The sequence below is a fragment of the Alteromonas sp. M12 genome (assembly GCF_037478005.1).
GTDB lineage: Bacteria > Pseudomonadota > Gammaproteobacteria > Enterobacterales > Alteromonadaceae > Aliiglaciecola > Aliiglaciecola lipolytica_A.
Window position 1 is genome coordinate 1,263,407 of record NZ_CP144164.1, and the last position, 23,569, is coordinate 1,286,975.

General features: G+C 40.8%; 19 protein-coding genes. 12 read left to right on the forward strand and 7 right to left on the reverse strand.

Annotated features, from left to right (window positions below; translation table 11 throughout):
* Positions 1-50: 50 nt before the first annotated feature.
* From clpP to VUI23_RS05370, 5 genes are all read left to right on the forward strand, one after another.
* Complete coding sequence (clpP, locus tag VUI23_RS05350) at positions 51-680, forward strand: ATP-dependent Clp endopeptidase proteolytic subunit ClpP (protein WP_216049959.1); 630 nt, start codon at positions 51-53, stop codon at positions 678-680.
* A gap of 95 nt (positions 681-775) precedes the next feature.
* Positions 776-2,053 carry an ATP-dependent protease ATP-binding subunit ClpX gene (gene clpX, locus VUI23_RS05355; RefSeq protein ID WP_216049960.1) on the forward strand — a complete coding sequence of 426 codons (1,278 nt, stop codon included), beginning with the start codon at positions 776-778 and terminating at the stop codon, positions 2,051-2,053.
* Positions 2,054-2,340: 287 nt separating this feature from the next.
* The gene (gene lon / locus VUI23_RS05360; RefSeq protein ID WP_342807213.1) at positions 2,341-4,707 is read left to right on the forward strand and encodes an endopeptidase La; all 2,367 of its coding nucleotides are present in this window, start codon (positions 2,341-2,343) and stop codon (positions 4,705-4,707) included.
* 236 nt (positions 4,708-4,943) lie between these two features.
* The gene (gene hupB, locus VUI23_RS05365; RefSeq protein ID WP_008844220.1) at positions 4,944-5,216 is read left to right on the forward strand and encodes a nucleoid-associated protein HU-beta; all 273 of its coding nucleotides are present in this window, start codon (positions 4,944-4,946) and stop codon (positions 5,214-5,216) included.
* A gap of 296 nt (positions 5,217-5,512) precedes the next feature.
* The gene (locus tag VUI23_RS05370) at positions 5,513-7,399 is read left to right on the forward strand and encodes a SurA N-terminal domain-containing protein (protein WP_342807215.1); all 1,887 of its coding nucleotides are present in this window, start codon (positions 5,513-5,515) and stop codon (positions 7,397-7,399) included.
* Between the two features lie 104 nt (positions 7,400-7,503).
* Here the strand turns inward: VUI23_RS05370 and VUI23_RS05375 are convergent, their stop codons facing one another.
* Genes VUI23_RS05375 through VUI23_RS05390 form a run of 4 tightly spaced genes read right to left on the reverse strand, consistent with a single transcriptional unit; the run spans position 7,504 to position 11,831 of the window.
* Positions 7,504-9,552: a prepilin-type N-terminal cleavage/methylation domain-containing protein gene (locus VUI23_RS05375; protein WP_342807217.1), complete on the reverse strand. Its 2,049-nt coding sequence runs from the start codon at positions 9,550-9,552 to the stop codon at positions 7,504-7,506.
* A complete protein-coding gene (locus tag VUI23_RS05380) occupies positions 9,552-10,670 on the reverse strand; it encodes a hypothetical protein (RefSeq protein ID WP_342807218.1) in 1,119 nt (372 codons plus the stop codon). Before VUI23_RS05380 ends, VUI23_RS05375 begins: the two co-directional genes overlap by 1 nt.
* Positions 10,663-11,289, reverse strand: a complete 627-nt coding sequence (locus tag VUI23_RS05385) for a prepilin-type N-terminal cleavage/methylation domain-containing protein (RefSeq protein WP_342807219.1) — start codon at positions 11,287-11,289, stop codon at positions 10,663-10,665. Before VUI23_RS05385 ends, VUI23_RS05380 begins: the two co-directional genes overlap by 8 nt.
* Positions 11,283-11,831: a GspH/FimT family pseudopilin gene (locus tag VUI23_RS05390; protein WP_342807220.1), complete on the reverse strand. Its 549-nt coding sequence runs from the start codon at positions 11,829-11,831 to the stop codon at positions 11,283-11,285. The genes VUI23_RS05385 and VUI23_RS05390 overlap by 7 nt, the downstream gene beginning before the upstream one ends.
* Before the next feature lie 80 nt (positions 11,832-11,911).
* Between VUI23_RS05390 and VUI23_RS05395 the strand changes: the two genes are divergently transcribed.
* Positions 11,912-12,274: a type IV pilin protein gene (locus VUI23_RS05395; RefSeq protein ID WP_342807221.1), complete on the forward strand. Its 363-nt coding sequence runs from the start codon at positions 11,912-11,914 to the stop codon at positions 12,272-12,274.
* A 337-nt stretch (positions 12,275-12,611) separates the two neighbouring features.
* Here VUI23_RS05395 and VUI23_RS05400 read toward each other — a convergent pair whose 3' ends face one another.
* From VUI23_RS05400 to rpsT, 3 genes are all read right to left on the reverse strand, one after another.
* Complete coding sequence (locus VUI23_RS05400) at positions 12,612-14,330, reverse strand: lysophospholipid acyltransferase family protein (RefSeq protein WP_342807222.1); 1,719 nt, start codon at positions 14,328-14,330, stop codon at positions 12,612-12,614.
* Between the two features lie 108 nt (positions 14,331-14,438).
* Complete coding sequence (locus tag VUI23_RS05405) at positions 14,439-15,239, reverse strand: UDP-2,3-diacylglucosamine diphosphatase (RefSeq protein WP_216049968.1); 801 nt, start codon at positions 15,237-15,239, stop codon at positions 14,439-14,441.
* A gap of 296 nt (positions 15,240-15,535) precedes the next feature.
* Complete coding sequence (rpsT, locus tag VUI23_RS05410; protein WP_216049969.1) at positions 15,536-15,796, reverse strand: 30S ribosomal protein S20; 261 nt, start codon at positions 15,794-15,796, stop codon at positions 15,536-15,538.
* A 212-nt stretch (positions 15,797-16,008) separates the two neighbouring features.
* Between rpsT and murJ the strand changes: the two genes are divergently transcribed.
* From murJ to ispH, 6 genes are all read left to right on the forward strand, one after another.
* Positions 16,009-17,577, forward strand: coding sequence for a murein biosynthesis integral membrane protein MurJ (gene murJ / locus VUI23_RS05415; RefSeq protein ID WP_216049970.1), 1,569 nt, complete (start codon positions 16,009-16,011; stop codon positions 17,575-17,577).
* 186 nt (positions 17,578-17,763) lie between these two features.
* A complete protein-coding gene (gene ribF, locus VUI23_RS05420; protein WP_216049971.1) occupies positions 17,764-18,690 on the forward strand; it encodes a bifunctional riboflavin kinase/FAD synthetase in 927 nt (308 codons plus the stop codon).
* A 30-nt stretch (positions 18,691-18,720) separates the two neighbouring features.
* Positions 18,721-21,546, forward strand: coding sequence for an isoleucine--tRNA ligase (gene ileS, locus VUI23_RS05425; protein WP_342807223.1), 2,826 nt, complete (start codon positions 18,721-18,723; stop codon positions 21,544-21,546).
* Complete coding sequence (gene lspA / locus VUI23_RS05430; RefSeq protein WP_216049973.1) at positions 21,539-22,051, forward strand: signal peptidase II; 513 nt, start codon at positions 21,539-21,541, stop codon at positions 22,049-22,051. Before ileS ends, lspA begins: the two co-directional genes overlap by 8 nt.
* Entirely contained in the window at positions 22,038-22,469 is a 432-nt protein-coding gene (gene fkpB, locus VUI23_RS05435; protein ID WP_216049974.1) for an FKBP-type peptidyl-prolyl cis-trans isomerase, read from the forward strand. The genes lspA and fkpB overlap by 14 nt, the downstream gene beginning before the upstream one ends.
* Before the next feature lie 11 nt (positions 22,470-22,480).
* Positions 22,481-23,422: a 4-hydroxy-3-methylbut-2-enyl diphosphate reductase gene (gene ispH / locus VUI23_RS05440; RefSeq protein ID WP_216049975.1), complete on the forward strand. Its 942-nt coding sequence runs from the start codon at positions 22,481-22,483 to the stop codon at positions 23,420-23,422.
* Positions 23,423-23,569 lie beyond the last annotated feature (147 nt).

Genomic DNA, 23,569 nt, shown 5'->3' on the forward strand with positions numbered 1-23,569 from the left:
TTAAATGCTCGGTAATTACCGAGCATTTTCATTTTTGAAGAATTAATTTTATGTTGAATAATCCGATCGATCCACTCAATGCACTTGTCCCCATGGTTGTAGAACAAACTGCAAAGGGTGAGCGCTCTTACGATATCTATTCTAGACTATTGAAAGAGAATGTAATTTTCTTAGTTGGTCAAGTTGAAGATCACATGGCTAACTTAATCGTGGCTCAGATGTTGTTCTTAGAAGCTGAAAACCCTGAGAAAGATATATTTTTATATATTAACTCTCCAGGTGGTTCTGTTACGGCAGGAATGGCCATATATGATACAATGAACTTTATTAAACCTGACGTGAGCACTGTGTGTGTTGGGCAAGCTGCCAGTATGGGCGCATTCTTGTTGTCAGGTGGAGCTAAAGGTAAGCGTTATTGTTTGCCAAACTCTCGAGTGATGATTCATCAGCCTTTGGGCGGATTTCAAGGACAGGCATCTGATTTTGAAATACATGCTAAAGAAATCCTGTCTATTAAAGAGAAGCTAAACCGTTTGATGGCAGAACATACCGGTCAGGATTACGATAAAGTTTCTCAAGATACAGATCGTGACAATTTTTTAAGTGCAGCTGAAGCTAAAGATTACGGTTTAATTGACCAAGTGTTAACTAGTCGAAGTGATGCACTAAAAACCAAATAGTAATTTAAGTGGTATATTGTTTAGCCTGTAACGTCAATATGGGCTTAGAGATAAAGCACAAAACGATATGACGAATTGGAAGGGGCAATTGATAAATGAGTGATAAGCAAAACACAGACGGCGACAACAAGCTATTGTATTGCTCGTTCTGCGGTAAGAGTCAGCACGAAGTGCGCAAACTTATCGCTGGACCTTCAGTGTTCATTTGCGACGAATGTGTCGAACTTTGTAACGATATTATTCGTGAAGAAATTAAAGAGATTTCGCCTAAGAAAAAGCAAGACGCTTTACCTAAACCAAAAGAAATCCATGCCCATCTTGATGAGTATGTGATTGGTCAAGAACACGCTAAAAAAGTATTGTCTGTTGCTGTTTATAATCACTATAAACGACTTAGAAGTGGCGACGTACATAATGGCATTGAATTAAGTAAGAGTAACATTCTACTTATTGGACCTACTGGTAGTGGTAAAACATTGCTTGCAGAAACACTTGCAAGGCTTTTAGACGTGCCATTTACGATGGCCGATGCAACTACATTAACCGAAGCCGGTTATGTGGGTGAAGACGTTGAAAATATTATTCAAAAATTATTGCAAAAATGTGATTATGACGTCGAAAAAGCGCAGCGCGGCATAGTTTACATTGATGAAATAGACAAAATATCTAGGAAGTCTGATAATCCTTCGATTACCCGTGATGTTTCAGGTGAAGGTGTTCAGCAAGCACTATTAAAACTAATTGAAGGTACTATTGCTTCGGTTCCACCTCAAGGTGGCCGTAAACATCCTCAACAAGAGTTTTTGCAAGTTGATACTTCTAAGATCCTATTCATCTGTGGTGGTGCATTTGCTGGCTTGGATAAAGTCATAGAGCAGCGCGCAGCGGTGGGCTCTGGTATTGGTTTTGGTGCAACAGTTAAAAGTAAAGACGATAAAAAAGCATCTAATGAACTATTCAAAAAAGTAGAACCAGAAGACTTGGTGAAATATGGACTGATTCCAGAATTTATAGGTCGTCTGCCCGTTCTTACTAGTTTAGAAGAGTTGAACGAAGAAGCATTGATCCAAATTCTTCAAGAGCCTAAGAATGCGCTAACTAAGCAATACGGTGCATTGTTCGCAATGGAAGATACTGAGTTAGAGTTTCGAGAAGATGCTTTGCATGCTATTGCCAACAAAGCAATGCAGCGAAAAACTGGTGCACGTGGATTGAGATCTATCGTTGAAGGTGTTTTGTTGGAAACAATGTATGATTTACCTTCGATGACAGGCGTAAGTAAAGTGGTTATTGATGAAACAGTCATCAAAGGGGAATCTAAACCCATCCTTATTTACGACAGCGGTACAGATAAAAAAGCAGCCGCAGAATAAACTAGTTAGAAATTTAAAGGCTCTTCGGAGCCTTTATTATTATCTACGAGTTAATTAACTCGATACTCTATCTAAGTCCCCCTAATGCTTAAGCGTAATTCTACCTAATTTAATTTAGGTAAATTAATTCATATTGTTAGTCTATTTAACTTTCTGATTTTCAAAGATAAAAATATAATTTGAATAAGATTTCATAGTATCGTAGTGTTATTTAATTGAACTTTACTGTGTTAACCCCATATACATAAGCATTACCTTTCTAGCAGTTAACTAAAACGAGATGTAGCATGACAGATGAGCGAGTAGATCGCATTGAAATGCCAGTATTGGCATTGCGTGATGTGGTGGTGTATCCCCACATGGTTATCCCATTGTTCGTTGGCAGAGAAAAATCTATCCGTTGTTTAGAAGCAGCAATGGACAAAGATAAGCAGATTTTTTTGGTTGCCCAAAAAGACGCTGGCGTAGATGAGCCAGAGACAGATGATGTGTATCAAGTTGGTACCATCGCAACGATTTTACAGCTTCTTAAATTACCTGACGGCACAGTGAAAGTGTTGGTTGAAGGTAACGTACGAGGTCAAATTCAAACATTTTTACAAACCGACGAATTCTTTGTTGCAGAAGTTGTGCGTAAAGAAGATCAAGAGGTTGCAGAAAACGAGCAAGAAGTGTTGATACGCTCAGCAATTTCTCAGTTCGAAGGTTACGTTAAACTGAATAAAAAGATCCCACCAGAGGTGTTAACCTCTCTTAGTGGTATCGAAGAAGCCGCTAGGCTTGCAGATACGATGGCGGCACATATGCCATTGAAACTGTCTGAAAAACAAAAAGTACTCGAAATGGAAGGCGTGAATGAGCGTTTAGAGTATTTGATGGCACTTATGGAAAACGAAATCGATTTGCTTCAAGTAGAGAAAAAAATCCGTACTCGGGTTAAAAAGCAAATGGAAAAAAGCCAACGTGAGTATTATCTGAATGAGCAGATGAAGGCTATCCAAAAAGAATTGGGTGAGCTGGATGAAACTCCAGATGAATTTGAAGCCTTAGCTAAAAAGATTGAAGAAGCTAAAATGCCTGAAGAGGCAAAAGAAAAGGCAACGGCTGAACTACGCAAACTTAAAATGATGTCGCCAATGTCTGCGGAAGCGACTGTAGTGCGCAGTTATATTGATTGGCTAGCAAATGTACCTTGGAATAAACGCAGTGTGGTTAAGAAAGATTTAGCCAAAGCTGACGATATTCTTGACTCAGACCACTACGGTTTGGACAAAGTTAAAGAAAGAATCATTGAGTACTTAGCGGTTCAACAGCGAGTTAAGAAGCTCAAAGGTCCAATTTTATGCTTAGTTGGTCCTCCTGGAGTGGGTAAAACCTCATTGGGACAGTCAATCGCCAAAGCTACCGGCCGTAAATACGTGAGAATGGCCCTTGGTGGAGTGCGTGATGAAGCTGAGATTCGTGGTCATAGACGCACTTACATTGGCTCGATGCCTGGTAAATTGATTCAAAAAATGGCGAAAGTTGGGGTTAAAAATCCACTATTTTTACTAGATGAAATTGACAAAATGTCTTCAGACATGCGTGGTGATCCCTCTTCTGCATTGTTAGAAGTGTTAGATCCCGAGCAAAACGGCACCTTTAGCGATCATTATCTAGAAGTGGATTATGATTTGTCAGACGTGATGTTCGTTGCGACGTCTAACAGTATGAATATCCCCGGTCCATTGTTAGACCGTATGGAAGTTATTCGCTTATCTGGTTACACAGAGGACGAGAAGCTGAACATAGCCACCCGTCACCTGGTTGAAAAGCAGATGTCCAGAAACGGACTTAAAACCGGTGAATTGGTCATTGAAGATTCGGCGATTATTGGCATTATTCGTTATTACACTCGGGAAGCCGGCGTACGTAGCTTGGAACGAGAGATTTCCAAGATTTGTCGCAAAGCAGTGAAAAACATTTTACTGGATAAATCGATAAAGCAAGTTGTTGCTAACCAAGATAATTTAAAAGATTTCTTAGGTGTTCAACGTTTTGATTATGGAAAAGCCGAAGGTAGCAATCAAATAGGTCAGGTAACTGGACTCGCTTGGACGTCTGTTGGCGGTGATTTACTCACAATTGAAACAACCTCTGTGCCTGGAAAAGGGAAAACAACCTTTACCGGATCTTTGGGCGACGTAATGCTCGAGTCCATTAAAACGGCAATGACAGTTGTACGTAGCCGAGCTGAGAAATTACGTATCAACGAAGATTTCCATGAAAAACGTGATATCCATGTGCACGTTCCTGAAGGAGCGACGCCAAAAGATGGTCCAAGTGCGGGTATCGCAATGTGCACAGCTTTGGTTTCTTCTCTGACCGGTAATCCAGTTAAAGCTGAAGTGGCTATGACTGGTGAGATTACACTTCGTGGCGAAGTGTTAGCCATCGGTGGATTGAAAGAAAAATTACTGGCCGCTCACCGTGGTGGAATTAAAACAGTAGTGATTCCTAAAGACAACGAACGTGACCTTGAAGAGATTCCAGATAACGTCAAACAAGACCTAGATATTCACGCAGTCCAATGGATTGATGAGGTTTTGAACTTGGCATTACAGGAAAACCCTGAGGGTTTTAGCCCCGAAAAAGTGAAATCGAAGAAAAAGTAACCAATAACGGCTATTTTTTTTATATTTTTTGGATTTTAGGGCTTCCCTAAGTTAAAAGATATGATAGCCTTTAGCACAGATTCGTCAGAAGCCTTATCACAAAAGGGATTGAGACGATTCATAAATGTAAACAAATCGTAAAACATTGCTTGAAATTAAAAATTAAGCTTGCTATAACGTGACCGTAATAAAAAATGTGCGGAACAATAAATAAAAACAAATGAAGGGGATCTATTGTGAACAAGTCTCAACTAATCGATAGTATTGCTGCTGGTGCAGATATTTCTAAAGCAGCTGCTGGTCGTGCTCTTGATTCATTTACCGATGCAGTTACTGCAGCTCTTAAAGACGGCGATCAAGTAGCGCTAGTTGGCTTTGGTACATTCTCAGTTCGTGAGCGTTCAGCTCGCAGTGGTCGTAACCCGCAAACTGGCGAAACTATCCAGATTGCTGCAGCGAAAGTGCCTTCTTTCAAAGCTGGTAAAGCACTTAAAGATTCTTGTAACTAAGAATTTTAGTCTTTTAAAAAAGGGCGATGAGCGATCATCGCCCTTTTTGTATGTTTAGTACGAAAAAACTAAAAAGCGCAAAGCGCAATGAGTTGGTTGCTTATTAGGGGGTTAAGTTGGCCTCCAATGTGAATAAATTTTAAAGAATTATTCGAAACAACCGCTGAATTCGTTTTACTTGGGTATATCACTGGTGATCAAACCATTTTTCACGTTATAATCCTGCCGCTTTATTACCGTGTAGAAAACGTTTAACACGGTTGAATTCATTAGTCCGTCGGAGAGAAAAGACGCATATGTTGGAAAAAATTAGAGAAGGATCGCAAGGCACTTGGGCTGTAGTGATCCTAGGTTTAGTTATTTTAAGTTTCGTCTTCGCGGGCGTTGGCGGTTATGTATCTTCATCAAGCAATGCAGCTGCATCGGTTAATGGAAGTGAAATATCCCAAACTACATTTGATCGTGCGTATCAGAATGAGCGTGCACGGATGGAAGCACAATTCGGAGAAAGCTTCAGCATACTTGCTGCTGATACTGCGTATTTGAATCAGTTCCGTAAGAGTATTCTGGATAGACTTATCGCGGATAAGTTGATGGAGCAAGCAGCCGAAGAAATTGGTTTGCGTGTTAGCGATGAGCAAATTCGTGAAAGTATTGTCAATATGCCAGAGTTTCAAGTTGGTCAATCTTTTGATAATGAGCGTTTTAAAGCGACATTACGTCAAGTTGGCTTTCAACCTAGTACCTTCAAAGACTACCTGCGTAGCGAAATGACGCGACAACAGTTCGTCAGCGCGATGTTAGGCAGTGAGTTTAGTCTAAAGTCTGAAGCCTCTAAAGTTCTTTCCCTGCAATTGCAAACTCGCGATATTCAATATTTCTCAGTGCCCTCGGCTGATTTTGCTTCATCAGTAGAAGTAAACGATCAGGATATTGAAGTATATTATCAACAAAATCTTGCTCAGTTTGATACTCAAGAAAAAGTAAGCTTGGAATATATTGAGCTTAATGCTGATGATTTGATGTCAGGTATTGAAGTGACAGAACAAGAAGTAGAAGACTTATACAATAGATCTTCTAATGATTTCCAAACTGATGAGCAAAGAAAACTTTCACTTATTCTTATCGAATTTGGTGATGACGAAGAAGCTGCCCGGGCGAAAGCTGAAGCTACTTTAGCGCGTGTACGTGGTGGCGAAGATTTTGCAAAAGTTGCTTCTGAAGTATCAGATGACGCGTTTTCTGCTGAAAATGGTGGTGACTTAGATTTTATTGCTCGCGGTGATATGGATAGTGAATTTGAAGATGCAGCATTCAATCTTGAAAATGTGGGTGATATTACCGATATTGTTGAGTCTGATTTCGGATTACAAATCATTAAGCTTACTGAGATTAAAGATCAGCAAGTAACGCCTTTTGCCGAAGTTAAAGATACCTTAACTGAACAAGTAAGACGGGAAAAAGCAGTTGAAGAGTTCTTTATTCTTCAGAACACCGCTGCTGAGTTGGCATTTGAAATGCCAAATGGTTTGGTCGAAGTTGCAGAAGCATTAGATACTGAAGTGAAATCTACGGAGTTGTTTACTCAAAATGCGCCTCCAGCAGAGGTTTCAAGTCCATTGGTAGTGAACCAAGCATTTTCAGAAGAGTTAATTGCAGATCGTGTAAATAGTGAACTGATTTCAATTGGTGAGAATAATGTGATGATTATTCGTGTTAAAGAGCACGAAGCAGAGCGCACTAAGTCACTAGATGAAGTTAAACCTGAGATCGTCATTCAGCTTACTGCTCAAAAAGCGCAAGAAGCAGCTAAAGCTTGGGCGCAGTCTTTATTGGCTGATTTACAAGACGGTACTGATATATCCGATAAACTTGCTGAAAAAAATCTTGGTTGGGAACTACAAGCTGACGTGGCTAGATTCGGTAGTGAAATTCCAGCGGCGATTGTTGATAAAGTATTTCAATTATCAGCTAATCCTGAGCAAAATAAAGCGGTAGTAGAATTAGCCAACGGTGATATTGGTGTTGTGCAGCTAAACAATGTGAACAGCTCCGCGGCATTACCTGCAGAGCAGGTGATAGCCATGCAACGTCAACTAGGCCAAATGCAATCTCAAACTGAAATTACTAATCTAATTGAAGCATTGAAAGCAAAAGCAGATATCGAAGTGTATATTCAGTAATTCATAATTAGTTCTTAAAAGGCCAGTCTCACTGGCCTTTTTTATGCCTGAAGTTTGCCTTTTATGGTTGCTAACGCATGGGGAGACTACCACCTGAATCTAGCTCAGCTATCAAATTCTACTATCAACCAATAGTCAGAGTGGGATGTTTCAATTAATGGCTTTATCAATCCAAAGCTAGTGCCCATTGTGGTTTTTTCACTAGGATCTCTCCAAACTAAATTGACACTCGAGTCTAGCAGACTGGTATCAATAACAATCTTGCCCAGCCAGCCTTTAGGAGCGTTTGAGCAGCTAAAGAAACTAGTATTAGGGTTTGTTAACATTTCAATATTACAGCTAAACTCGCCTTTTTCAGGTGCCATTTTAAGTTTACTTATTTCTACTATCTGCTTCTCATTACAAGGCAGTTGAATATCATCCTCAGTGTTCGTACAAAATATATCCACGATTAGGCCAGGTGTACCGCCACCCTTCACCTTTAGCTGGAGTACTCTGCTAGATATTGTTTGATATTGATTAAACATTGAAATGGAAGGGGAGCCAATTAGGCCTTCGTTACCTTTGCTTATTTCATTTGATAGTTCACTGTTGCCAGCCATTAAGGCAATTAAACGGCCCTTACTATAAGATGCATATTGTAACTCTTCGGGAGAAAATACACTTTGCTTCGGCTGATTGCTAACCTTAGCAACGAGTTCATTACTGCTATTCCAGTTAGCTTGCATGGTTATCTCAAAATCTAAAAAAGGTATCAAGCTCTGCCAATCAGAGTCGCCGTCGAGGATCATTTTTTTAATGACTTCGTTGTCTTCATGTTGAAGCCGTTCCACATAGATACTTCTCAACTCAAGTTGAGCTGCAGATGGCGACATCAGCAAGGTATTTTCAAGTGGTGATAAAGGTAAAGCTTTTTCTAAAACGTGACTCTTAATCAGGTTTGATACATATTGTTGATATTGGTTACTGAACTCCTCCGTCATCTGATTTTTGAGAAAAGAAATGGTTTGCAGGGAATGTAAATCTGCTAGTAACTCAAAGTCGCCATCAACTCGTTCAAAGCGGCATACTTCATCATATTGATCACCAATCTTGCTGGCACTAATATATTTGCCTTTGCTGACGACTTTAAAATGTTTGTGCGCACTACCACTTTCGTTTCTATAGTAATTTTGATTTGTCAGCATATCCTTTGTATCGTGATGGTCACGACAGCAACTAGAACACAATGGGGACTGACCTGGTTCGGCAATACCTGAGGTTTTGATTTTCCACAGCCCTTTTTTGATTGCCAACTGGTTTCCATCAATGACAACTTGTGCTGGCGTTTTAGCCTTAGTTTCAGTGGACAATGCACATCGACACTGGGCGAAGGCAAATTCTCTTTGTTGTTGTATTGTGGCGTGTTTTGAATCTTCATCGAGCACCAACCTAATCGTACTCGCTGTGCTGATTTTAGTTTTTTCGTCGAATTTAATGGGTAAACTTGCCTGTACTAAATCTTCGTCTAATTTGTGTTTAACGAGATTTTTCTGACTCGTCATTGATATTTGATTTTTGGCTACTAAGTTACCCTCTGGCGTTTTATGAAATACATGAAAACTTCTATTTGTGGGGATAGGGGCAATAAAACCACTTAACTCATATTGTTGGGTTTTGCCGTCACTACCTAGCCAGCTTACCTTAACGGTTACGGCTTTTCTGTCTGCTAACGAAGGTAGCGGAGCTGGTGCATCTTTATCTTCATCATTTACCCACTTGTCAGCTTTACCATCATCATCAGAATCAACATAATATTGCTCTGTAACCTGCCAGTGCTGCTTAAATTTAGCGCTATTATCCGTATGCGCATTTTCGATTATTTCAATCTCACCTGCCGCTGAAGCGCCCCCTTTATCGTCAGCGATTGATTGGTAGCTGGTTTTACCGTCGGCTGTTTGATTACGTTTAAAATGGCTAAGCTCAGCCATTTTTTGTTTCGCAATTTGGACCGCTTTAGCGTGTAAATCTAAGGATTTTTCTGATTGCATTATGCGGTTTTGCATAGTTGCAAACCCCGTTATTCCCACAAGCAATATTAATGACGCTATCATCACTTCAACGAGTGAAAAGCCCTGTGATAACTTTTGTGAAGCTCCACCTATTAAAGGCATCAGAAGTTGCGCCAACTATTAGGTACAAGTGCGATTCGCCAGTTACTTGGAGATTGCCGAAAATTGTCTAACACAACAGCATCATATTTTATGGTTAAAGGTAGGTTGTTAAATGAAATTGATTCGCTTGCGATTAGCGCACCTTCAATTAATGCAGGCCCGTTGACTTCAATATGGGCTGCCAAAATTGAATCAAATGGCTTCAACATCAGCACAATGCCCTGGACTCCTGAGTTTTCAGAAAAAACCAAATTGCCATTCGCAATTATTAACATGACAGGACGTTCTGTTGTACCCACTGTGGTTTCTTTACTTAGTTTACAATCGCCTTTCACCCATATTAATCCTGAACTTAGATTGTTCAGGTCTTCACAGTGGGAAATGACTTTATCAGCCTCATCTAATAGCTGTGTTCGGTATTTAACCGGTAAATTCGTCAGGTAAGCAAATATGTCCTTGGGAAAATCCTTCGGATTATCCACAATATCGCCATTTTTCTGCTGACCCTTACTCAAGGGGGATGATTCACATTCGCCATTGATATATTCATACAACTGACAGGTAATTAGGTCTAAGGTAGTGATATCGATTTTGTCGGACGTCCACAGGGACAAGGGTAGACCTATACCTGCACCGTTGGGGTTAGCAATTAATTTTAACTTATTTTCGATAGATATGGATTTACCAACTATTAATGCTGCCTTAGGCAATGAGCGAATTAGCGGGTATGCAATAATATGTTGGGAAACCTCTATGTTGGCTAAATGGTCTTCTGATGTGCCTGTAGTGCTAATTTTTATGACGCGCATTTGATGACTAAATCGCTCAGTTTGTAAGCTTTTCATTTCAGCAGAATACTGTCCTTGTCCTTCTATCAGCATGTTTAGTTTAGGCAGTTCTTGTTGCGGCTGTTGACTAATTTGCGACAGCAATCGGAAGTTACCTAACGCTGCCATATTCTCAGCGGTTACCTTATTTTGTGTATTCAGGCTAACTCGATGCTTTACTAGGCTAACCCTAGCGCTATATACAATGATGGTCGAAGTCAGCAGCAACAATAAGGTAACTGTGATTAACATCATTGCACCCTGTTGCTTGGCTCGATTAGGCTTAAACATTTTGCTGGCTATGTGCATACACGTCTCGAGTAATTTGCTTACTCATGGTGCTATGCTGTTTCACTGAGGCTGATATATGTATCCGGATACCTATTGTCGATTCGGATATGAAAATGATGCTGAATCGTAACTCCTCAACAGAAGTGACACTGCTGTCGGTCAGATCTTGCCAACCGCCAGCAGCACAATCAGCGCCATCTTGACGCATCTCAACTGCGTCGTTATGTAGTCGAAATCCGTAATTTTCATCACTTCCTTCTAAATTGATAACGCCATTTTTATCTTTATCGTACGCATAGAGTATGCAGCTATCACTGCTTTCTTTAGGGTGCTTGGAAATAACAATAGGTTGATGAAATTGGCTAAGGTAAATATCAGGATTATGTATCGCAGCGGTTATTTCAGCATTGAAACCTGTTCGCTGTATTTCTGCAGTGATCAAGTTTGTTACGGTATTAAGTTCCTCATTTAAACGCATTAGCATTAAGAACTTGCTATTAGAAGCTGCGGCATTACCAATAAATCCGGCTAAACTGGCCAATGCCGACATTCCAATTACCATGGCAATAAGTAATTCAATTAGCGAAAAACCAAGTGCTCTTAGTTGTCTACTTAACATATTTGGAAAGCTCCTAAGTGACCACTGTGCATGCAAATTCTGACTCGACCTAAATTGCTCACAATGAGTTTGGCGGCTTCAGTGCCATTGCTAAACACACCGGAGCCTGCATTGCCAATTGCAGTGCCTCTGACCCCGTCAAAGATAATAGCCTGATCTTTTCCCATGGTAATTTTCGAAAATAAGATGTGAGGATAATCTTCAGCCGATACGCGATACTCTATGTTATCCACACTACACAGCGATTTTACTTGGCAATTGCAAGGGCCCGTATCGCTTAATGCGATACACCAGTTGTCGCCATTTTTAAATTGTACGGTAATGTTTTTATTCTGTGTGATTGCCGTGGATTTAGCTTGTTGCAGTAAAAAGTAACTGGTCTGCAAAGAAGCCTTCAATTGCTGATGGCGTAAAGTTTGAATTATTGATGGGCCGCCAATTGCAGCAAGTAGAGCGATAATTGTAAGCGCCACCATCACTTCTAAAATGGTAAGCCCTCTAGTGAGGTGAGATCTAAGCTGATGTTTTTTATTTAAACGCACTTTCAATACCCTTTGAAATTTTCCATGTGCTTTACTGATATTGAGTATATGAAAATTTAAAAAAGATGGAGTACAGTTTTATGAGCAAAGGAGTTAGCTTGATCGAATTAATGATTACCTTGGCAATCATTGCCATTTTGGTGGCCATATCGGGTAATGTTTTTAGCGGTAATATCTTAAAGTCACGGCGGCAGCAGGCGCAAAATCAGATGCTCGAAAGTACCCTTATGCAAGGGCAATTTCGAATCACTAATGGGCGTTATGCAAGTGTTGAAGAATTGGGCTTAGAAAATTCCGAACATTATATCTACTCCTCAGAAATAAAGGGCGGAGCAACTTTTACCCTATTTGCAAAAGCACAAAATAATCAAAAAAAAGACTCAGCATGCAGCATTCTAAGCATTAATCAATCCATGCAGCGTGAGCCTAAGAAGTGCTGGTAAAAACACCTAGGTTAATGAGGATGAAATTGTTCAAAGTATCCACATTAAGATCAAATAGGTCGCAGCAATACCGATTGAAATTACTAGGATTTTAATAAATCCTTTTTTGCCGTCATCTAAACTGTAACCGTGGGTTTTTAGGTAGACTATCCAAATCAGGAATAGCGCAATGGGTATTAAAAATAAAAAGCGCAGCAATGTATTCCTCCTAACATCAGCGTAGAGCTAGCAAGTGGCTAAAGTAGCTCAGATGCTATCAACGATAATGCGATTCAACAGCAATAGTCAATGGTGAATCGTGAATATCCACTGGTTAGGCTTTTACTTGCATTCTAAGTTAGCTAGCTTTTTTAATATCCTGCTGCAGATAACGCTGTTGCTTTTTAGCTTTCATTTTGGAAATATCGCCCAAAACTAGCCCATCAATACAGTCGTTAAAGTCAGGATCGATATTAAAGTCCAAAAATTGCAGACCATTATCATCGTAAGTCTCAGAATATTGCTTATACAAGGTTGGTACAAGCATGCCCATATTCGCTAATAAGTGTTTTAACGTCGTGAAGTCTTGTTTGTAATTTTCACCAGTAAATGGTGAAGTGAGTTGTTCGCTCATCTCATAGGGTAGCTTTGAACTGGCCAGATGTTCCTGCGGTGGAAAATACAACTGATAAAACTGCACAATCATACTTTTTGCCGCGCTAGGATAAGAGTTACTTAAACTAACAGGACCGAATAAATAGCGGTATTGAGGATTTTTCTGGATAAAAGCGCCTATTCCGTACCACAAATAATCTAAGCTGCGTCTACCCCAATAGCGTGGTTGTACAAAACTTCGCCCCAGCTCTAACCCTTGTTCAAAGTAGGGGGTCATGCTGTCTTGGTAATTAAACAAAGTACTTGAATAAAGTCCATCTATGCCATATTTTTCGACAATTCTTTTTGCATCACCAATGCGGTAAGCTCCGGCAATTTCCAGATCATCTCTATCCCATAAGATCAGCTGTAAGTAATGATTGTCAAACTTATCAATATCTCTGCGCCTATTACTGCCTTCACCCACAGCACGAAAAGCCACCTCTCTAAGTCGTCCTATTTCACGCATAATCGGAGATGATTTAGCATATTGATATAAATAGATAAGCTTGCCATCACCGGTTTCACCCAATAACTCGCATTCTGCTTTAATGGCTTTCGACAATGTTTTACGGTTCTCTGGTAGTGCGATGGCCGTTTGGGTTTTATAAACACCACGTTTACCTGACGCGATTTTATACAGGTGTTTTTTGAATAATTTGACATGTTGAGTGCGCGATAAGGTGTTGTGGTTGTATGACTCTACCGGCACTATTTCGCCTATTCGAATGGGTAAATGTTTGCGTTTTTGTTTGAACATTTCTTTGACCAATAACGCGGTAGCCAAAGGTTTGTATAACATGGAAACGCCGTAGAAAAGTGGTGAATTTTTGGCGTCAATAAAAGTTGGCAAGATGGGGGAGTTTGTAGAGCGAGCAATTTTCAAAAAACCTGAATTCCAGCGTGTGTCTCTAACGCCTTGAGGACGTAAACGTGAGACTTCGCCAGCAGGAAAAATCAGCACAGCCCCTTCTTGCTTAAGATGTTGATGAATATTTTGAAGATGCTCTTTAGGGGTGCCTCCATGCATGTTATTGACTGGCAGTAACATGTCTTGTAGTGGCTCTAAGGTCATCAACATCTGATTGGCAACGACTTTTACGTCGGGTCTTATTGCACATAACAATTTTAATAACGCTAAGGCGTCTAGCGAGCCGATAGGGTGGTTAGCAATCACCACAACCCGTCCTGAGCTTGGGATGCGTTCTTTTTCAATATCTCTAACGGAGTAACTAATATTAAAGTATTCCAGTACCTGCTCAATAAAATCAATGCCTTGGATATTTGGATAGGTCTGCCCAAATTCCAACATTTCTTTTTCATGAAGTAAGTGTCGTAAGGCGAATTGCAGCGGTTTCGAAAGCCAAGGGTTGTTTTCTGCTTGTGGGTAATGTTTTTTTATAACTTCTTCAACAGTGAACATATTCACACCTTAATGTGTCTGCATTTTGGCGGATGTTACGTTGCAAATATGACAATTTAACGCCACATTTCTTGCAAATTTGTGACGTTGCATTGTCTTAATATGCTTTTAGGCTGCTTGCGAATTTTTTGATTTCTCGTCAGTTTTTATCGGTATTACCTGAGCTTTTTCAGCTAATTGAGTCCAATACACCAGCTGTAATTGACCTTCTGCATTTTCCGTCAGCGCTGAACAGTTTTCTATCCAATCTCCATCATTGAAATAAGTAGCATCACGTTTTGTGCATATTTCAGGGTGATGAATATGACCGCAAACCACACCATCTAAGCCGCGACTAGTTGCTCGTTCACAACAGGCTTGTTTATATCTCTCAATGGCTAAACTGGCCCCTTTAATATGCTTTTTAATATGTCCCGCCAGTGACCAATAAGGTTTGCCACGCAGGGTTTGAATACGATTGAACCAACGGTTTATAAACAATAATAAGTCGTAAGCTTTATCGCCAATCCACGCATGGACTGGTCCGAAGCACACTTCTTGGTCAAATTGGTCGCCATGTAAAACCAATAGTTTTTTATGGTCCTGGGTGATGTGGATGGTGTCCCGCACTACTTTGATATGACCAAACTCCATGCCATTATATTTTTGCAATGGTTGGTCATGATTGCCTGGTAAGTAAATTACCTTGGTTTCAGTTTGTGATAATTGCCAAATTTTATGCAGAACCTGATTGTGGCTATCTGGCCAACGAAACTGCTTACTCATCGCCCACATATCAATAATGTCACCTACCAAATAAATGGTTTCGAATTGGTGGTTGCTCAGGAAGTCGAGTAGATATTCGGCTTTACAGTCTTTGCTACCTAAATGGATATCAGACAACCAAACCGTTCTATATTGTTTTTTCATGTGCGCACCATAAACGTGAAGTAGAAAGCAGAACAAATAAAACCCTTACCCTTCACCGAAGCTGTAAGGTAATTAAGTTTTGTTTATGGGGTTTGCAAGTTAACGGACGGTATTTACAAATTAGTGACGTTTATTTGAATAAATGATGACAGGCCAAGGAAAATTCGTTTGCCACGGCAGGCAGGCCTAAAGCTAATCAAATTGGCATTAAATTGACAGGATTCGTGGAGATATCAAATTGCAGGCATAAAAAAAGCGCCATAAGCGCTTTTTCTAATGTATTACTAAACGCGTAATTATAGAGCTTTGATCTGTGAAGCAAGACGGCTCTTATGACGAGCAGCTTTGTTTTTGTGGATCAAACCTTTGGTTGCCATACGGTCAAGCAAAGGAGTAGCTGTAGTGAAAGCAGCTGTAGCAGCTTCTTTATCACCAGCAGCAATAGCAGCGATTACTTTCTTAAGGTAAGTACGTACCATTGAACGACGGCTAGCGTTATGCTGGCGGCGTTTTTCTGCTTGGATTGCGCGTTTCTTAGCAGACTTAATGTTAGCCAATTTGAAACTCCCGAAAAAAATCTAGTCAAAATTCAAGGGCGCAGATTGTGCCTATTTGATAGGCCTTTGTCAAACAGTTTTAAAGGAATAATCGATATTTACATCAAGTATTCTAATTTACCTTGGATTCAGGGGAGAGTATAGACTCTGTTCTACTTTATCGCGCATAATAACCCCCTGTTTTTACCGGCTACGGTGTAAAGGAATCATTTTTGTCAAAAAAACTGCTTAAGTCCGGTGTCATTGTCTCATTTATGACGTTTTTGTCGCGCATACTTGGCCTAATACGTGATGTGGTGGTCGCCAACATGCTCGGTGCGGGCGCAGCCGCTGACGTTTTTTTAGTCGCGAATAAAATTCCCAATTTTTTACGTCGTTTATTCGCTGAAGGGGCGTTTGCTCAAGCCTTTATTCCGGTCTTATCTGAAGTGAAAAGTGAGGGTGATGAAGAGCATCTCAAGTTATTTATCGCAAAAGTTTCAGGTACCTTAGGTGTCATTGTAACCATAGTCACTCTTTTAGGGGTAATAGGTTCGCCAGTCGTGGCGGCGCTTTTTGGCGCAGGTTGGTTTGTTGATTATTTAAATGACGGCCCGCAAGGGGATAAATTCGAACCCTTTGCTTTAATGCTGAAAATTACCTTTCCGTATCTATTTTTTGTTTCGCTAACTGGTTTGTCTGGTGCCATATTAAATACGCTGAATAAATTTGCGGTTGCGGCGTTTACGCCTGTGCTGCTAAATGTGGCGATTATCAGTTGCGCACTGTATTTATCTCCGTATTTTGAAAATCCAGAGTTCGCGCTGGCCTGGGGTGTTTTTACAGGCGGAATGTTGCAATTACTATTTCAAATTCCATTTTTATATCGCGCTGGTGTGCTAGTTAAGCCCAAATGGGCTTGGTCCGATCCTAAAGTTCGTAAAGTAAGACGTTTGATGATCCCCGCGCTGTTCGGTGTATCTGTGAGTCAAATCAATCTACTTATCGATACTATGATTGCCACCACATTAATGACAGGTTCGGTTAGTTGGCTTTACTATTCCGATAGGTTATTGGAGTTTCCGTTAGGGCTTTTCGGTATTGCTATTGCGACTGTTATTCTACCAACCCTTTCAAAACAGTATGTGAGTCAAGATAGACAATCCTTTAGCAACAGTATGGACTGGGGAATAAAGGTTGTGTGTTTGCTTGGGGCGCCGGCAGCGGCTGGTTTATTTGTGCTGGCTGAACCTATGTTATTAACCATATTTTATGGCGGTGCTTTCACCGCGCAAGATGCCACTATGGCGTCTTATAGTTTAATGGCCTATTCCACTGGTTTATTGAGCTTTATGTTAGTGAAGGTACTGGCACCTGGCTTCTACTCTCGACAAGATCTCAAAACCCCTGTGCGTTACGGTATTTATTGCATGGTGGCTAACATATTTTTTAACATCGCATTAGCCATTCCTTATGGTTATGTCGGTCTTGCTATCGCAACGGCTATGTCGGCAACCATGAATGCAACACTTTTGTACGTGCAGTTACATCGTTTAGGGGTGTTTCAAATTACGGCTAATACTTGTGTGTTTTTGCTTAAAATACTAGCCGGTTGTGTGGTGATGGTGTCAGTCATACAATTTTTTAATGCTGATGTGACGATTTGGCAGAACATGGACACGCTTTCAAAAGCATACGAATTAGCCAAGCTAATAGTGTTTGGATTTTTATCCTTTGTAGTCACCTTACTGCTAGTTGGGGTTCGAACAAGCAGTTTCGTCGGTACCCATAAAGTTCAGTAAAACAATCAATCAGCGAATAAACCTAGATATTAAACCGATAAATTCCTTGGTTTTTGTGAGTTTTGTCCACTAATACCTACTTTTGCTAGTATATAACACCGATTGACTTTCTTTACTTGCACAGTTCGTTATAATTCCCGCCTTTGATCGAAGTGAAATAATTTAGTTATTGAATTGAGGAAAGCAGTGGAATTGATCCGAGGTTTACACAACATCCGCGAGGACCACAAAGGATGCGTGTTAACAATTGGCAAATTTGATGGTGTACATTTAGGTCATCAAGCCGTTTTGCGAAATTTGGTTCTACAGGCTAAAAATCTTGGGTTGCCTTCCACCGTTATGGTATTTGAACCTCAACCTGAAGAAGTTTTTACGCCTGAAGATGCGCCAGCGCGATTAAGTCGATTGCGGGATAAATTCGAACAACTTAGATTGGTTGGCGTTGATCGCCTGTTATGTATTAAGTTTGACCGAGAGTTTGCAAGCCAAACCGCTAATTATTTCATTAAACACCTGCTTGTTGAAAAGTTGGGTATCGAGTTTTTAGTGGTAGGCGATGATTTCCGCTTTGGCAAAGGGCGACAAGGTGATTTTACATTACTAGAGCAAAATGCCGACAAGTACGGATACAAAGTCGTTAGTACTCGGAGTTTTTTACGTAAAGATTGCCGTATTAGTTCTACTGAAATACGCACCGCTTTGGCAAATGGGGATATCTCAGAAGCAGAAGCGATGTTAGGCAGGCCTTTTGCCATTGCCGGTAAAGTGGTTCATGGTGAAAAACGTGGGAGAACAATAGGTTTCCCTACGGCAAATGTTTTGTTGAAACGATGTCAAACACCAATTCAAGGCGTGTTTGCCGTAAAAGTAAGATTAGATGGTGCTTACTTAAATGGCGTTGCTAATGTGGGGATCCGTCCTACAGTAAATGGTCAACGTTCTCAGCTTGAAGTTCATATGTTTGATTTTAATAAACAAATATATGGGCAGTTGATTCAAGTGGAATTTATTAAGAAGTTAAGAGACGAAATTAAGTTCGAGTCATTCGAACTATTGAAAAAACAAATAGAGTTCGATGCACAAATAGCTCGTGAGCTTTTGTGCGCTGATTAAAATAGATTTAAGAATTGGATTTTAGCCTCAATGAGCGATTATAAACATACGTTAAATTTACCCGAAACAGACTTCCCAATGCGCGGAAATTTGGCTAATCGGGAACCGCAAATGCTGAAGCAATGGACTCAGAAAAAACTTTACCATGCTATTCGCGATGCTAAAAAAGGCAAAACACCTTTTATTTTGCATGATGGCCCTCCATATGCGAATGGTGATATTCACATCGGTCATGCGGTAAATAAAATTCTTAAAGACGTTATTGTTAAATCTAAGACTCTATCTGACTTTGATGCGCCTTATGTGCCCGGGTGGGACTGTCATGGTCTGCCTATTGAACTACAAGTTGAAAAAAAGGTAGGCAAACCAGGTAAGAAGGTCACTGCGGCTGAATTCAGACAAAAATGTCGCGAGTATGCTGAACGTCAAATAGCCGGACAAAAAAGTGATTTTATTCGCCTTGGTGTTTTAGGCGAATGGGACAGACCCTATAAAACAATGGACTTTACCTCAGAGGCCGACATCATTCGGGCACTTGGCGGTATAGTGCGTTCAGGTCATATGGAAAAAGGCTTTAAACCTGTTCATTGGTGTACTGACTGTGGTTCGGCTCTAGCTGAAGCGGAAGTTGAATATCAAGACAAACAGTCACCTTCGATTGATGTGCGTTTTAGTGCGCAAGATCAAGACGCCATAGCAGAAGCCTTTAAACATCCAGAAAATCACGTGGGAGAAGGTCCCGTTTCAGTGGTTATCTGGACGACAACACCATGGACGTTACCTGCCAACAGAGCTGTTTGTGTGAGTCCGCAACTTGAGTATACCTTAGTGCAAGTTGAGGGTGATAAGCCTGAAAGATTGGTGATAGCGTCCGATTTGGTTAGTTCTTGTATGGACCGTTTTGGCATTGAACATTATCACGCGTTAGGTTATTGCCATGGTGATGCATTAGAAAATCAACATATATGGCATCCATTTTACGACTTTACGGTACCTATTATTTTAGGTGACCATGTTACCACTGAGTCCGGTACTGGTTGTGTACATACAGCGCCTGGTCATGGTGTCGACGATTTTAACGTTGGTGCAAAGTACGGTTTAGAAGTCGCTAATCCAGTGGGTGCAAACGGTGTATATTTGCCTGGCACTGAATTGTTTGAAGGCGAGCACGTACTAAAAGCTAACTCTCACATTGTTGATGTGTTAGTGGAGCGCAAAGCTTTGGTTCACCATCATGCTTATACGCATAGTTACCCTCATTGCTGGCGTCACAAAACGCCAATTATTTTCCGTGCAACTCCCCAATGGTTTATCAGCATGGACAAAAATGGGTTACGTCAACAATCTTTGGCCGAAATCGCGAAAACCCAATGGATACCAGAATGGGGGCAAAGCCGAATAGAGAGTATGGTCGAAGGACGTCCTGATTGGTGTATCTCACGCCAACGTACGTGGGGTGTGCCAATCGCTTTATTTGTTCATAAAGATACCGGTGAACTGCATCCAAATACCGATGAACTGTTGGAAAAAGTAGCGAAGTTAGTTGAAAAAAGTGGGATCCAAGCTTGGTGGGACATCGACACTCAGGCGTTTTTGGGTGACGACGCAACAGAGTTTGTAAAAGTTCCAGATACCTTGGATGTATGGTTCGATTCAGGTGTCACTCATCACTTTGTGGTGGACAGTAGAGATGATATTCCTGCTTCAGCTGATTTATATCTTGAAGGCTCAGACCAACACCGCGGATGGTTTATGTCATCATTGATGACCAGTGTGGCTGAAAAAGGACATGCTCCATACAAGCAAGTGTTAACTCATGGCTTTACCGTTGATGGTGAAGGTAAGAAGATGTCAAAGTCTATCGGTAACACCGTCGCTCCTCAGGAAGTGATTAATAAATTAGGCGCGGACATTTTGCGCTTGTGGGTTGCCTCTACCGATTATCGCAGTGAAATTGCAGTATCGGATGAAATTTTAAAACGTTCAGCGGATTCCTATCGCCGTATACGTAATACCGCGAGATTCCTTTTAGCTAACTTGAATGGCTTTAATCCGGAAACAGATTTAGTGCCTTTTGATGAGTTGGTTGAACTGGATAAATGGGCGGTTGGACGTGCTGCAGAAATTCAAAATGACATTATTCAAGCTTACGAAAAGTATGATTTATTGGTTGTAAGCCAAAAAATGATGCAGTTTTGTTCGATTGAATTAGGTAGTTTCTACTTAGATATCATTAAAGACCGTCAGTACACTGCTAAGGCCGATGGACATGCTAGACGTTCTTGTCAAACCGCGTTGTACCACATTGTTGAAGCATTAGTACGCTGGATGGCACCCATTACTAGCTTTACTGCACAAGAGCTGTGGCAGGAAATGCCAGGTAAACGTGACGAATTCGTGTTTACTGGTACTTGGTACGATGGTTTACCGAAACAATCTAGCGCTGGTAGCTTCGATAATGCTTTTTGGTTACAGGTACTTGCAGTCAAAGAGCAGGTAAATAGAGCTTTAGAGCAACAGCGAAAAGAGGGGAAATTAGGTGCTTCACTTGAAGCTCAAGTGACCCTGTATGCAGGCAAAGAATTAGCCGCTAAGCTTTTACAATTGCAAGATGAATTGCGTTTTGTGTTGATTACCTCCACAGCGAAAGTAGTCGAAGCTTCAGCTAAGCCTGACAACGCAATTGGCACTGAAATCGCCGATTTATGGTTGGAGATTGTGAAATCAGAGGATGCCAAGTGTGTTCGCTGTTGGCACCATCGAGCAGATGTAGGTACTGACCAAACTCATCCTGAGTTGTGTCATCGTTGCGTAGACAATGTAGAAGGTGCTGGTGAGACGAGACAATATGCTTAATTTATTCTCTCAAACCGGATTACGTTTTTTATGGCTTACTGTTTTAACCTTAGTGCTAGATCAGTGGAGTAAGCATGCAGTGCTAGCTGCAATGGAGTTGTATCAATCCATTCAAATTACTCCTTTTTTCAATCTAACTCATACACGTAATTATGGCGCAGCATTTAGTTTTCTCAATGATGCAAGTGGCTGGCAAAGATGGATGTTCACTGGCATAGCGATAGCCGTAAGTGTGGTAATTTTGCGTTGGTTAAAAGGTGCCAAAAAACATCAAATTATGTTGCCCGTTGCATTTTGTTTAATTCTAGGTGGTGCACTTGGCAATGTTTACGATCGTATTATGTATGGTTACGTAGTCGACTTTTTACATGTTTATTATCAACAGTATGAGTGGCCGGTATTTAATGTCGCTGATAGCGCGATTTGTTTGGGCGCATTTTTACTAATTGTTGATATGTTTAAGAATAAAGAAAAAGATGGAGAAACAGATAATGCTGGAAATTAATCAATCCAGTGAGGTGCTAATGCATTTTGATCTTAAATTGTCTGATGGCTCAGCTGCAGATAGCACTCGGGTGAATAATAAACCTGCTAAGCTGCAAATGGGGGATGGCAGTTTGACTGCTAATTTTGAATCCTGCTTATTGGGTTTGAAAGAAGGTGATAAAAAGGCATTTACCTTACAAGCGGATGAAGCCTTTGGCATGCCTAATCCTGATAATATTCACCATATGGATAAATCTCGTTTTTCTGCTGAGACTCCTATTGAAGTGGGCGCTATCATTGCTTTTAGTCAGCCAGATGGCAGTGAAATTCCGGGAATTATTCGCGATGTCGCTGGAGACTCAGTAACTGTCGATTTTAATCACCCATTGGCCGGTCAAACGGTAATTTTTGATGTGGAGATTCTTAGCGTAAGCTAAGTGTGTAACTTATGCAGATTCATTTAGCCAATCCAAGAGGTTTCTGTGCCGGTGTTGACCGCGCGATCACTATCGTTGAAAGAGCGTTAGAAATCTTTGCGCCGCCAATATATGTACGCCATGAGGTCGTCCATAATAAATTTGTGGTCGATGGATTGAAACAACGTGGTGCCAAGTTTGTTGATGAATTAAATGAAGTTCCCGATGATAGTATCGTTATTTTCTCTGCTCATGGTGTATCTCAAGCGGTGCGCAATGAAGCAGATAAACGCGGTTTAAAAGTGTTTGACGCAACTTGTCCACTGGTTACCAAAGTACACATGGAAGTCATGCGCGCTAGTAAAAAAGGCACTGAATGTATCCTAATAGGTCACCAAGGACACCCTGAAGTTGAGGGGACTATGGGACAGTACAATAACGATGCTGGTGGAATTTATCTGGTGGAGTCGGTGGATGACGTTGCCAATGTGCCAGTGAAGAACCCTCAAAAGTTGTATTACTGCAGTCAAACAACACTTTCAGTTGATGATACAGCGGATGTGATTGATGCCCTTCGGGAAAAGTTTCCTGCCATCGAAGGCCCGCGCAAAGACGATATTTGTTATGCCACTCAAAATCGACAAGATGCGGTCAGAGAGCTATCGGCAGACTGTGATGTATTGCTTGTTGTTGGTGCGCAAAATAGCTCTAATTCAAACCGCCTTCGTGAACTTGCTGAAAAAATCGGCGCACAAGCACATTTAATCGACAGTGCTGAATGCATTCAAAAAGAATGGCTCGATGGCGCTAAAAATATCGGCGTAACCGCAGGTGCTTCCGCGCCTGAAGTTTTAGTTAAGGAAGTTATCGATAAACTTCTTAGTTGGGGCGCTAAACAAGCACACGAACGTCCTGGTCGTGAAGAAAATATAGAGTTTGCTGTACCTAAAGAGCTCAGAGTACGTCAAATATAATTTCTGTTTTAAGCGCCAATTTGCTTTTCGGTTGGGCAACTATTTTAATTTTTCCTTTTTATTAAGGTATTGAAAAGCATAACGAAGGCAGCCTTAATTTTTCTTAATATGGCTGTCTTTGTTGAATACCTCCGCTTTATAACGCTC